This window comes from Plantactinospora soyae (genome assembly GCF_014874095.1).
In the GTDB taxonomy this organism is placed as follows: domain Bacteria; phylum Actinomycetota; class Actinomycetes; order Mycobacteriales; family Micromonosporaceae; genus Plantactinospora; species Plantactinospora soyae.
Map to the genome: position 1 here is coordinate 6,770,928 of NZ_JADBEB010000001.1, position 12,623 is coordinate 6,783,550.

A 12,623-nucleotide genomic window follows, 5' to 3' on the forward strand; every position below is an offset into this window, starting at 1 on the left:
GGCACAAAGCCGACGTCCGGGCACGGGTCCGGCACTGACGGGCAGGAGACGGGCAACTGACGGGCAGGTGACGGGCGGCCGGCCGGGTCGTCGCGAGGAGCACCGGCGCGTTGGGCCCACCGGTCGTCGGGTACCGGATGCCCATTGCGTACCCTGATGCGACTTGCGGACGGATGGGGGAGAGGGACCAGTGCGACTCGGGCTCAGCCTCGGATATCAGACGGCGTGGAGCACTCCCGCCGACCACCTGGCCCTGGCCCGCGAGGCGGACCGGCTCGGTTACTCCGTGGTCTGGACCGCGGAGGCGTACGGCTCGGACTCGCCCAGCATGCTCGCCTGGCTGGCCGGCCAGACCGAGCGGATCGACCTCGGTGCCGGGGTGATGCAGATCCCGGCGCGCGGCCCGGCGGCTACGGCCATGACGGCGGCCACCATCGACGCGGTCTCCGGCGGCCGGTTCCGGCTCGGCCTCGGCGTCTCCGGCCCACAGGTCTCCGAGGGCTGGCACGGCGTGCGGTTCGCCAAGCCGCTGGCCCGGACCCGGGAGTACGTCGACATCGTCAAGTTGGCGCTGGCCCGCAAGCCGGTGGAGTACGACGGTGCCCACTACCAGCTGCCCCTGCCGGACGGTCCGGGCAAGGCGCTGCGGCTCGGCTTCCATCCGCCGCGCGAGCAGATCCCGATCTACCTCGCCGCGGTCGGGCCGAAGAACCTGGAACTCGCCGGTGAGATCGCCGACGGCTGGCTGGGGGTCTTCTACGCGCCGGAGTTCGCGGCCGAGCAACTCGCCTCGGTCGCCGCCGGACGGGCCCGGGCCGGTCGGGAACTCGCCGGCTTCGACGTGGTGCCCACCGTGCCGGTGGTGGTCGGCGACGACATCGCCAACTGTGCCGAGCTGGTCCGGTGGTACGCCGCGCTCTACGTCGGCGGGATGGGCAGCCGGGAGCAGAACTTCTACAACCAGCTCGCCACCCGGATGGGGTACGGCGACGCGGCCCGGGAGGTGCAGGAGCTCTACCTGGCGAAGCGGCAGCGTGACGCCGCGGCGGCGGTGCCGTTGGAGTTCATCGACCGCACCTCCCTGCTCGGCCCGAAGGAGCGGATCGCCGATCGGATGCGCGAGTACGCCGCCGCGGGTGTGACCACGCTCTCGGTGAGCCTCTTCGTCGCCGACGCGGACAGCGGCATCCAGACCCTGCGTACCTGCGCCGAGGCGCTGGATCTCGCCGGGGTCGGCGAGTGAGCGGTCGGGGACACCGGGGGCCGGCCGGCGGACGGCGGGACGCGGCGACGAGCGGGGTGCGAGGGTGAGCTGGATCGAGGCAATCGTCCTGGGGATCGTCCAGGGCCTGACCGAGTTCCTGCCGGTGAGTTCGTCGGGGCACCTGCGGATCACCTCGGCGATCTTCTTCGACCAGGACGCCGGGGCGTCGTTCACCGCGGTCACCCAGCTCGGGACCGAGGCCGCCGTACTCCTCTACTTCGCCAAGGACATCTGGCGGATCACCAAGGTCTGGGTGATCGGGATCTGGGACTCCTCGGTCCGGTCGAGCCTGGACTACCGGATGGGCTGGTACGTCATCATCGGCTCGATCCCGATCGGGCTGTTCGGTTTCCTCTTCAAGGACCAGATCCGTACCGCGGCCCGGAACCTGTGGCTGGTCGCCACCACGCTGATCGTCTTCGCCTTCGTGCTCGCCTTCGCCGAGTACTGGGGCCGGCAGACCCGACGGCTCGAGAACTTCACCCTCAAGGACGGCATCGTGATGGGCATCGCCCAGGCGATGGCGCTGATTCCCGGGGTCTCCCGGTCCGGCGGAACGCTGACCGCCGGCCTGTTCCTCAACCTGACCCGGGAGGCGGCGGCCCGCTACTCGTTCCTGTTGGCCATCCCGGCGGTGGTGATGTCCGGGGTGTTCAGCATCCCGGACGTCTTCGACAGCAGTGGCGGCGGTTCGATCCCGTCCGGGGCGCAGATGATCGTGGCTACGGTGATCGCCTTCGGGGTGGGGTACGCCGCCATCGCCTGGCTGCTGCGCTATGTCGCCCACCACACCCTCTACGTCTTCGTGCTCTACCGGGTCGCGCTCGGCAGCCTCGTACTGGCGCTGTTGCTGACCGGCACCATCTCGGCGACCTGACGGCCCGCGCCGACCACCGACGGACCGGCGCGGCGGGGCGGATCGGCCCTGCTCCGCGGGGGCGGAGGCGGCGTCGGCACCGGGCCGGGAGGGTGCCGGCGCAGCGGCGCGGCCGGGCCGTAGGGTGGGAAGGCGTGGCAACCCTTCTCCTCCTCCGGCACGGCCGGACCACGGCCAACGCCGACGGCGGCCTCGCCGGCCGGCAACCCGTGGAACTCGACGACACCGGCCGGGCCCAGGCGGCGGCGGTGGGGGCGAGACTGCGCGCGATCCCGCTGGCCGCGGTGGTCACCAGCCCGCTGATCCGGTGTCGTCAGACGCTGGAGCTGGCACTGCCGGACGCCGCCCCGGTCGTCGAGGACGGGCTGGTCGAGTGCGACTACGGCGCCTGGCAGGGGCAGCCGCTCAAGAAGCTGGCCAAGGATCCACTGTGGCAGGTCGTGCAGCAGCACCCGAGCGCGGTGGTCTTCCCGGGCGGCGAGACGATGGCCGGGATGGCCGCCCGCGCGGTCGAGACGGTACGTCGCTGGGACGCCCGGATCACCGCCGAGCACGGGCCGGAGGCGATCTGGCTGGCGTGCAGCCACGGCGATGTGATCAAGGCCATCGTCGCGGACGCGATGGGCATCCACCTGGACCTCTTCCAGCGGATCGTCGCCGACCCGGGTTCGGTGACCGGGATCCGCTACACCCCGGTGCGGCCGTTCGTCCTGCGGCTCAACGACACCGGGGGTGACCTGACCGGCCTGGTGGTACCGCGCCGGGGCCGGCGGCGGCGTTCCCGGGCGGCCGAGTCGGACGCCCCGGTCGGCGGCGGGGCGGGCGCCTCCGCCACCAGCGCGGGATCGGACGTGCCGGCCGCCACCGACGGGCGGAAGTGATGATCGGGTCTGTCGCCGGAACGGGGTCGCCGGACCGGGCCGCCGGCCGGGACAGGGCCGTCGACCGGGCCCGACCGGGGCTTACGGTGATTCGGGTCGGTGGGCTGCACGGTGTGGTATCCGGCCGGATAGGGTCGTGGGTATGACCCACCAGGTGCACGCATTCGAGCCGCCGGAGCGGTTCGTCGCCGGGACCGTGGGTCCGCCGGGTGAGCGGACGTTCTTCCTACAGGCGCGGGGCGGTGGCCGGCTGGTCAGCGTCGCGCTGGAGAAGGTCCAGGTCTCGCTGCTGGCGGAGAAGCTGGAGGAGTTGCTGACCGAGGCGCACCGCCGGTTCGGCGTGGAGCTGCCCGAGGCCCCGGTCGCGGTCACCTCGGACAACGAGCCGCTGGACACGCCGGTCGACGAGGAGTTCCGGGTCGGCACCCTGGGCCTGGCCTTCGACGTCGACACGGCGACGGTGGTGATCGAGGCGATCGCCGCCGGGGAGGCGGAGGCGGAGGTCGAACTCGGTGCCGGGGAGGACGAGGTCGACGAGGACGAGGAGCCGGACGACGATCTCGACCGGCTGCGAGTCCGGTTGACCCCTCAGGCGGCCCGTGAGTTCATCGACCGGGCCCGACGGGTGGTGTCCGCCGGCCGGCCGCCGTGTCCGCTCTGCGGCCAGCCGCTCGACCCCGCCGGACACCTCTGTCCCCGTCACAACGGCTACCACCGGTGATGGTTCCCGCCCCCGGGCCGGGACCGGCCCGGTGACCTCGGCCGACCTGCGACCCGTGCTGGACGAGAGTGATGCCCTGCGCCTCCTGCTCGGGGGTGAGTTCGAGCTGGAGGGACGGCTGGTCGACGCCTCCAACACCACCCTGCGGGGCTTCCTGACCCTGGACGGGGTGACGGTCCGCTGCGTCTACAAGCCGGTCCGGGGGGAACGGCCGCTCTGGGACTTCCCGGACGGCACGCTGGCCGGTCGGGAGGTCGGCGCGTACCTGGTCTCCCGGGCCACCGGTTGGGACCTCATCCCGCCGACCGTGCTCCGGGACGGTCCGCTGGGCCCGGGCGCGTGCCAGCTCTGGATCGACGAACCGGAGGAGACCGAGCCGCTGGTCGGATTCGTACCGGCGGGAAGCCTGCCGGCCCGCTGGTTCCGGGTGGCGGCCGCCCAGGACGACGACGGCACGCCGTACGCCCTCGCGCACGCCGACGATCCCCGGTTGGCCCGGCTCGCCGTACTCGACGCCGTGATCAACAATGCCGATCGCAAGGGCGGCCACGTCCTCGTCGGGTCGGACGACCGGATCTACGGTGTCGATCACGGCGTCTGCTTCCACGTCGACGACAAGCTGCGGACGGTGCTCTGGGGCTGGTCGCGGCGGATCCTGCCGCCGGACGCGCTGGAGATGCTGGAGAGCCTGGCCGAGGGGCTGGTCGGCCCGCTGGGCGAGTCGCTGGCAGAGCATCTGACGCTGTCCGAGGTCACCGCGGTGCGGGGCCGGGTCGCCCGGCTGTTGGCGACGACCAGCTTCCCGGAACCGTCCGAGGAATGGCCGCCGATCCCCTGGCCGCCAATCTGACCCTCCGGCAGCGCTGCGGGCGCCCTCGTGTCGGTCTGATCACCTCGTCCGCCGGCCCGGGTGATCAACGCCGTACGGCTGGCTAGGCTGGTGACCATGGAAACGTGGGTGGGTCACGAGATTCCGCGACTGCCGGGCCGGGGACGGCAGCTCGCCCTGTTCGACTCCGCGCGCCGTTCGGTGCAGCCGACCCGTCCCTCCGGCGCGGCGACCATGTACGTCTGCGGCATCACCCCGTACGACGCGACCCATCTGGGGCACGCGGCAACGATGATCACGTTCGACGTGCTGCAACGGGTGTGGCGGGACGGTGGCCATCCGGTGACGTACGTGCAGAACGTCACCGACATCGACGATCCGCTGCTGGAGCGGGCCGCGCGGGACGGCGAGGACTGGGTCGTCCTGGCGATGCGGGAGACGGCGCTGTTCCGCGAGGACATGGAGGCGCTGCGGATGATCCCGCCGGCGCACTACGTCGGCGCGGTCGAGTCGATCCCGGCGATCGCCGCGAAGGTCCGGGCGCTGGTGGACGACGGTGCCGCGTACCGCCTCGACGACGGCACCGGGGACCTCTACTTCGACATCACCGCCGCACCCCGGTTCGGCTACGAGTCCAACCTGAGCCGCGAGGAGATGCTGGGCATCTTCGGCGAGCGCGGCGGGGACCCGGACCGGGCCGGCAAGCGGGACCGGCTCGATCCGTTGCTCTGGCGCGGCAGCCGGGACGGCGAGCCGGCCTGGGAGGGCGGACCGCTCGGCCCGGGGCGCCCCGGCTGGCACATCGAGTGCGCGGTCATCGCGCTGGCCCTGCTCGGCGACAGCATCGACGTCCAGGGTGGCGGCAACGACCTGCTGTTCCCGCACCACGAGTGCTCCGCGGCCCACGCCGAGCGGCTGACCGGGGCGGCGCCGTTCGCCCGGCACTACGTCCACGCCGGGATGATCGGGCTCGACGGGGAGAAGATGTCGAAGTCAAAGGGCAACCTGGTCTTCGTCTCCCGGTTGCGGGCCGACCACGTGGATCCGATGGCGGTGCGGCTCGGGCTGCTCGCCGGCCACTACCGGACCGACCGGGAGTGGACCGACGACGTGCTCAAGGTCGGTACCCAGCGGCTGGCCCGGTGGCGGGAGGCCGTCGCGGCCCCGCTCGGCGCCCCGGGCCCCGACCTGCTGGCCGGCGTCCGCGACCGGCTCGCCGACGACCTCGACACCCCCGGCGCGCTTGCCGTGATGGACCGCTGGGCGGACGCGACGCTGGCCCACACCGGCACCGACCCAGCCGCCCCGGACCTGGCCGCCGCCACCGTCGACGCCCTCCTCGGCATCCGCCTGTAAGGAAGGGCCCCTTCCTATCGCTTTTTGTAGAAGAAGGGGCCCTTCCTAACTCCCCAGCCCAGGGGTCAGCCCAGCGCCAGGCCGGGGTCCGGATCCAGGTGGGTGTCGGGGGTCGGGGCGGGGACCTGGTACTGCTCGGTCAGGGTGGTCATCGGACCGGGCCAGGTCGCCTGCGCCACTTCGATCGGCTTGTGGCTGGCGTCGTAGGCGACGTGCAGCAGGTGCAGCACGGGGGTGTCCGGCCGGATCTGCAGGATCTCCGCCTCCTCCCGACTGGGCTGCCGGGCGCTGATCTGGTCCGTCGCCGACATGTAGCGTCGGCCGATGGCCTCCTCCGCCTCCTGGTAGAGCGGTCGCCCGTACGCCTCCATCCGTTCCAGGCTGGTGCCGGCGGCGTCGGCGGTCCGGAACCAGGAGGCGCCGACCTCGACCGGTACCTCCTCGGTACGGACCAGGTGCCGCCGGACGATCAGCTCGGTGCCGTCCGGTACGCCGAACGCGTCGGCCACCTCGGGCGGAGCCGGTGCCCGGCCGACCTGTACCAACTGCTGCCGGTACCGGGCGGCGAGGTCGGCGTGGTAGCCCCGGTGGCCGCCGTACCGGCCCCGGGAGAGGCGGTTCAGCCGGCGCCGGGTACCGCGTACGTAGGTGCCCGAGCCGGGTTTGGTGATCAGCACGCCCTCGACCCGCAGTTGGTCGATGGCCCGCTGGACGGTCTGCTTCGCGACCCCGAACATCTCGGCGATGGCCGGGATCGACGGCAGCCGTTCCCCGGCGGCCCAGTCACCGTCGCGGATCCGGGCCCGCAGCTGTGCGGCGATCTGCCGGTGGGGAAACTCGGCCGCCCCAGGGTTGATCTGCATCCTGCCCCCGTCCAGTAATGACACTAGTTTCCTAGGATGCCGTACAGGCGGTGTGCCGGGCAACCCCGGACACGCCGATCGGAGCCCGCCGGACGACGGGCAGAACGGGGGAGTGGCCCCTGGGCAGGTACGACCGAGGGACGGCCCCCGATCGGAGACCGTCCCTCGAACTGCTAAGCCTGAGCTGCTACCGGATGTACGGGTACCCGCTCACCAGGAGCCGGCGGTCGGACCCGCCGAACCGCCCCGGCGGCGCAGGTACTTCTCGAACTCCTGGGCGATCTCGTCCCCGGTCAACGGCTGGATGCCGGCGTCGCCGACCCGTTCTTCCAGCTCGCGGACGTACTCGCCGAGTTCGGCGTCCTGCTCGGCGGCGGTGCGTACCCGCTGCTCCCACTCGGCGGCCTCCTCGGCCAGGTCCGACATCGGGACCGGCAGGTCGAGTACCTCCTCGACCCGGTGCAGCAGCGCCAGGGTCGCCTTCGGGCAGGGCGGGTTGTTCGCGTAGTGCGGTACGTGCACCCAGAACGAGACGGCGTCGACCTCGGCCCGGGTCGCCGCGTCGTGCAGCACCCCGACGATGCCGGTCGGACCGTCGTAGCGGGTCGGGGTGAGCTGGTAGCGCTCGGCGGCGTCCTTGTCCGAGGCACTGCCACTGATCGGCAGCGGCCGGGTGTACGGCACGTCGGCGAGCAGCGCGCCGAGCAGCACGATCCGGTTGACCTCCAGGCTGTGGCAGAGCTCCAACACCTGCTCGCAGAAGGTCCGCCAGCGCATGCTGGGCTCGATGCCCCGGATCAGGACCACGTCCCGCTCCGTCCCCTCCGGGCTGGCCACCATGAACCGGGTGGTCGGCCACTCGACCCGGCGGGTCTCGCCATCGGCCATGGTGATCGTCGGCCGGCTCACCTGGAAGTCGTAGAAGTCCTCGGGGTCCAGCTCGGTGATCTGGCGGGCCTGCCAGACCTGCTCGAGATGCTCCACCGCCGCCGTCGAGGCGTCCGCCGCGTCGTTCCAGCCCTCGAAGGCCGCGATCGCGACCGGCGAGCGCAGCACGGGCAAGCCGTCGAACTCGGTCACGCCCTACCCCCAGCGTGCGTGCCGTCGGTGATCCGGGCGGCGTACAGCCGCGCGGTGGTCCCCCCGATGAGCCTGGTGCTGCCGTCCCTGTTGTCCCTCACGTCCGTCAGCCTACGTCCCTGATTCGGATGCGGCCCGCCGGCCGCGCCGTCCGGCTCCGGCACGGGGCCCGGCCGGCCGGCCACCGGACAGGTGATGAGCAGGGACATCTGGGGCGCCGAGGGTGATAGCGACGCGGGTCACACCAGACGGAGCGGTACGCCTACCGCCGGTGGTCCGCCCTGGTGGGCACTAGCCTGGAGGCGTGTCGACTCCGCTACTGGACGCGCTGGCCGACCGGGTGCTCGTCGCCGACGGCGCGATGGGGACGATGTTGCAGGCGGCCGAGCTGACCCTGGACGACTTCGAGGGCCACGAGGGGTGCAACGAGGTCCTCAACGTCACCCGGCCGGACGTGGTCAGTTCGGTGCACGACGCCTATCTGGCCGCCGGCGCCGACTGCGTGGAGACGAACACCTTCGGAACGAACCTCTCCGCCCTGCGCGAGTACGGCATCGAGGACCGCATCGCCGAGTTGGCCGAGGCCGGGGCGCGGCTGGCCCGACAGGCAGCGGATGCCGCCAGCACGCCGGACCAGCCCCGGTACGTGCTCGGCTCGATCGGGCCGGGTACCAAGCTGCCGACGCTCGGGCACCTGCCGTACGCCGAGTTGCGCGACGCGTACCAGCGGAATGCGGCCGGGCTGGTGGCCGGGGGAGCCGACGGCCTGATCGTGGAGACCTGCCAGGACCTGTTGCAGGTCAAGGCGGCGGTGGTCGGCGCCCGACGGGCGGTGGCCGACGCCGGCCGGCAGGTGCCGGTGATCTGCCACGTGACCGTCGAGACCACCGGCACCATGCTGCTGGGCAGTGAGATCGGCGCGGCGTTGACCGCGTTGGAGCCGCTCGGCATCGACCTCATCGGGCTCAACTGCGCGACCGGGCCGGCCGAGATGACCGAGCATCTGCGCTACCTCTCCCGGCACGCCCGGATACCGCTGTCGGTGATGCCGAACGCGGGACTGCCGCAGCTGACCGCCGACGGCGCCCGCTACCCGCTGACCCCCGAGGAGTTGGCCGACGCGCTCGAGGAGTTCGTCACCGACTACGGCCTGTCCCTGGTCGGCGGCTGCTGCGGAACGACGCCGGAGCACATCCGTACGGTGGTGGCCCGGTTGCGCGGCGCGGTGCCGGCGCCTCGGGACCCGGAGCCGGAGCCCGGGGTGGCGAGCCTGTACCACCAGGTGCCGTTCGCCCAGCAGGCCAGCGTGCTGATGGTCGGCGAGCGCACCAATGCGAACGGCTCCAAGGCGTTCCGGGAGGCGATGCTGGCCGGCGACTGGCAGACCTGTGTCGAGATCGCCCGTAGCCAGGCCCGGGACGGCTCGCACCTGCTCGACGTCTGCGTCGACTACGTCGGTCGGGACGGGGTGCGGGACATGCGGGAGGTCGCGGGCCGGTTCGCCACCGCCTCCACGCTGCCGATCATGCTCGACTCGACCGAGCCGGCGGTGATCGAGGCGGGTCTGGAGGCGCTCGGTGGCCGGTGCGTGGTCAACTCGGTCAACTTCGAGGACGGCGACGGCCCGGACTCCCGGTACGCCCGGGTGCTGCCGTTGATCGCCGAGCACGGCGCGGCGGTGGTCGCGCTGACCATCGACGAGGAGGGCCAGGCCCGGACCGCCGACTGGAAGGTACGGGTCGCGGCGCGGCTGATCGACGACCTGACCGGCCGCTGGGGGCTGGGCGTGCAGGACATCCTGGTCGACTGCCTGACCTTCCCGATCGCCACCGGGCAGGAGGAGACCCGCCGGGACGGCATCGAGACCATCGAGGCGATCCGGGAGATCGCCCGGCGGTATCCGGGGGTCAACTTCACCCTGGGCATCTCCAACGTGTCGTTCGGCCTGAACCCGGCGGCCCGGCAGGTGCTCAACTCGGTGTTCCTGCACGAGTGCGTACAGGCCGGTCTGACCAGCGCCATCGTGCACGCCAGCAAGATCCTGCCGATGGCGAAGATCCCCGACGGGCAGCGGGAGGTCGCGCTCGACCTGATCTACGACCGGCGCCGCGAGGGCCACGACCCGGTCCAGCGGTTCATCGAGCTGTTCGAGGGCGTCGACGCCGCCTCCGCCCGGGCCACCCGGGCGGAGGAACTGGCGGCGCTGCCGCTCGATGAGCGGCTGAAGCGACGGATCGTCGACGGGGAGCGCAACGGCCTGGAGGCCGACCTCGACGCGGCGCTGACCACCCGGCCGGCCCTCGTGATCATCAACGAGATCCTGCTGGACGGGATGAAGGTGGTCGGCGAACTGTTCGGCGCCGGCCAGATGCAGCTTCCGTTCGTCCTACAGTCCGCCGAGGTGATGAAGACCGCGGTGGCCCATCTCGAACCGCAGATGGAGAAGGCCGACGACGGCGGCAAGGGCCGGATCGTCCTGGCCACCGTCAAGGGCGACGTGCACGACATCGGCAAGAACCTGGTGGACATCATCCTGTCCAACAACGGCTACGAGGTGGTCAACATCGGCATCAAGCAGCCGATCACCGCCATCCTGGAGGCCGCCGAACAGCACGGCGTGGACGCGATCGGGATGTCCGGCCTGCTGGTCAAGAGCACCGTCGTGATGAAGGAGAACCTCGCCGAGATGGCGTCCCGGGGCGTCGCCGAACGCTGGCCGGTGCTGCTCGGCGGAGCAGCGCTCACCCGCGCGTACGTCGAGGACGATCTCCGGGCCGGCTACGCCGGTCAGGTGCACTACGCGCGCGACGCCTTCGAGGGACTCTCCCTGATGGACCGGCTGATGGCGGCCAAGCGCGGCGGGAGCCCCGTGGTCGACCCCGAGCGGGAGGCCGCCCTCGTGGCGCGGCGGGCCCGTCGGGAGCGGCAGCGGGCGATCGTCACCGAGGCGCTGCCCGAACTCACCGACGCGTCCGTACGCTCCGACGTCGCGACCGACGTCGAGGTGCCGACGCCACCGTTCCACGGCACCCGGGTCGTCCGGGGCATCGCGCTGGCGGACTACGCGGCGCTGCTCGACGAGCGGGCCACCTTCGGTGGGCAGTGGGGCCTGCGCGGGTCGCGCGGCGGAACCGGACCGACGTACGAGGAACTGGTGGAGACCGAGGGGCGCCCCCGGCTGCGGTACTGGCTGGACCGGCTCGCCTCGGACAAGGTGCTGGAGGCGGCCGTGGTCTACGGCTACTTCCCGGCCTACTCCGAGGGCAACGACCTGGTGGTGCTCGACGAGAACGGCGGCACCGAACGGGCCCGGTTCAGCTTTCCCCGGCAGCGCCAGGAACGCCGGCTCTGCCTGGCCGACTTCTTCCGGCCCCGGGGCGGCGAGCCGGACGTGGTCGCCCTGCAACTGGTCACCGTCGGGCAGCCGGTCAGCGAGTACGCGGCCAAGCTCTTCGCCGCCGACGAGTACCGGGACTATCTCGAGGTGCACGGACTCTCAGTGCAGCTCACCGAGGCCCTCGCCGAGTACTGGCACCGGCGGATCCGGGCCGAGCTGGCCCTGGCCGGCGGCCGTACGGTGGCCGACGACGATCCGGCGGAACTGGCCGGACTCCTGGGTACCCGGTACCGGGGCTGCCGGTACGCGTTCGGTTATCCGGCGTGTCCCGACCTGGAGGACCGGGCCACAGTCGTCGACCTGCTCGGCGCGGACCGGATCGGGGTGCGGTTGTCGGAGGAGTTCCAGTTGGTGCCGGAGCAGGCGACGGACGCGATCGTCGTGCACCACCCCGACGCCAACTACTTCAACGCCCGCTGAGCGGGGCGCGGGTCACCGCCGGGCCAGGAGCCACTGCGCCGTCTCGAGGTGCCGACCCATTCCCGCCTCGTCCTGGAACGCCCAGACCAGCGCCAGCGCGGCGGACCAGTTCCGGGCCCGGTCCCGGTCGAGGCCCAGTTCGGCGCTGAGCCGGTCCAGCCGGCGCGTCACGTCGACCCGGCCGTGTCCCAGGCCGTAGTCGCGGACGATCGAGGCGACCGACAACTCCCGCTCCCCGGTCACCGGTTTGGGGTCGATGACCAGCCACGGCCGGCGCTCCGCCCGCAGCACGTTGTACGCGTGCAGGTCCAGGTGGACCAGCACCTGCTCGCCCTGCCCGTCGGCGAGGCCGGTCAGCAGCTCCCGGACCGTGTCGAGCAGCCGTCGGGCCGCCGGCCGCCCGGCCCGTTCCCAGCGTTCCGGCAACTCGTCGCCCCACCGGGCCGCCTGCCGCCGTACCGGGACGAACGGCGCCCCCGCCGGCACGGAGAGCGCCGGCAGCAGCCGGGCCAGGACTGTCAGCGCCCGCTCGGCGCCGACCTCGGCGAGGGGGCCGCCGGGAACGCATCGTTCGACCAGCAGGGCCCGCAGCCGTGGGTCGTACCCCAGCAGTCGGGTCGAGACGTGACCGTCCCAGTGCCGGAGCGCGGCGGCCTCGTGCTCGCTGTCCGGCTCGGGGTACTGCACCTTCAGCACCACCTCGGTGCCGTCGGGTCGGGTGGCGGGCAGCACCAGTGAGACGTACGAGCCGTCGTAGGGTGGGCCGGTCCGCAGCGACCAGGCGGCCGCGCACTCGGCGACGAGATCCGGTAACGCCGCCAACCAGGCGCGCCCGCTCTGGTGGCCCCGTAACCAGTCCAGCCCGGCGGGCAACCGCAGTGGCCGTCGATGTCCGTCCATCGGTACATGGTCGTCGATGGCCGCAGCGCGTACGG

The 12,623-nt window shown here is 72.3% G+C and carries 10 protein-coding genes; 7 read left to right on the forward strand and 3 right to left on the reverse strand.

The window, feature by feature from the left end:
* Nucleotides 1-190: 190 nt before the first annotated feature.
* The 6 genes from H4W31_RS29540 to mshC all read left to right on the forward strand — a co-directional run bounded on the left by H4W31_RS29540 (nt 191) and on the right by mshC (nt 5,928).
* A complete protein-coding gene (locus H4W31_RS29540) occupies nt 191-1,243 on the forward strand; it encodes an LLM class F420-dependent oxidoreductase (protein WP_192769631.1) in 1,053 nt (350 codons plus the stop codon).
* A 64-nt stretch (nt 1,244-1,307) separates the two neighbouring features.
* Nucleotides 1,308-2,141, forward strand: coding sequence for an undecaprenyl-diphosphate phosphatase (locus H4W31_RS29545; RefSeq protein ID WP_192769632.1), 834 nt, complete (start codon nt 1,308-1,310; stop codon nt 2,139-2,141).
* Between the two features lie 134 nt (nt 2,142-2,275).
* On the forward strand, nt 2,276-3,022 hold the full coding sequence (locus H4W31_RS29550; RefSeq protein WP_192769633.1) for a histidine phosphatase family protein: 747 nt from the start codon (nt 2,276-2,278) through the stop codon (nt 3,020-3,022).
* A gap of 142 nt (nt 3,023-3,164) precedes the next feature.
* Nucleotides 3,165-3,743 carry a DUF3090 domain-containing protein gene (locus H4W31_RS29555; RefSeq protein WP_192769634.1) on the forward strand — a complete coding sequence of 193 codons (579 nt, stop codon included), beginning with the start codon at nt 3,165-3,167 and terminating at the stop codon, nt 3,741-3,743.
* Between the two features lie 31 nt (nt 3,744-3,774).
* Nucleotides 3,775-4,593: an SCO1664 family protein gene (locus tag H4W31_RS29560; RefSeq protein ID WP_192769635.1), complete on the forward strand. Its 819-nt coding sequence runs from the start codon at nt 3,775-3,777 to the stop codon at nt 4,591-4,593.
* A gap of 96 nt (nt 4,594-4,689) precedes the next feature.
* Nucleotides 4,690-5,928: a cysteine--1-D-myo-inosityl 2-amino-2-deoxy-alpha-D-glucopyranoside ligase gene (gene mshC / locus H4W31_RS29565; protein WP_192769636.1), complete on the forward strand. Its 1,239-nt coding sequence runs from the start codon at nt 4,690-4,692 to the stop codon at nt 5,926-5,928.
* A gap of 65 nt (nt 5,929-5,993) precedes the next feature.
* On the opposite strand, the gene H4W31_RS29570 is transcribed toward mshC, so the two are convergent.
* Both H4W31_RS29570 and H4W31_RS29575 read right to left on the reverse strand, forming a co-directional pair.
* Nucleotides 5,994-6,791: a GntR family transcriptional regulator gene (locus tag H4W31_RS29570; RefSeq protein ID WP_192769637.1), complete on the reverse strand. Its 798-nt coding sequence runs from the start codon at nt 6,789-6,791 to the stop codon at nt 5,994-5,996.
* A gap of 210 nt (nt 6,792-7,001) precedes the next feature.
* The gene (locus tag H4W31_RS29575) at nt 7,002-7,871 is read right to left on the reverse strand and encodes a PAC2 family protein (RefSeq protein WP_192769638.1); all 870 of its coding nucleotides are present in this window, start codon (nt 7,869-7,871) and stop codon (nt 7,002-7,004) included.
* A gap of 304 nt (nt 7,872-8,175) precedes the next feature.
* On the opposite strand from H4W31_RS29575, the gene metH reads away from it, so the two are divergent.
* A complete protein-coding gene (metH, locus tag H4W31_RS29580) occupies nt 8,176-11,688 on the forward strand; it encodes a methionine synthase (RefSeq protein ID WP_192769639.1) in 3,513 nt (1,170 codons plus the stop codon).
* 12 nt (nt 11,689-11,700) lie between these two features.
* On the opposite strand, the gene H4W31_RS29585 is transcribed toward metH, so the two are convergent.
* Complete coding sequence (locus tag H4W31_RS29585; protein ID WP_225945747.1) at nt 11,701-12,588, reverse strand: aminoglycoside phosphotransferase family protein; 888 nt, start codon at nt 12,586-12,588, stop codon at nt 11,701-11,703.
* Between the last annotated feature and the right edge of the window lie 35 nt (nt 12,589-12,623).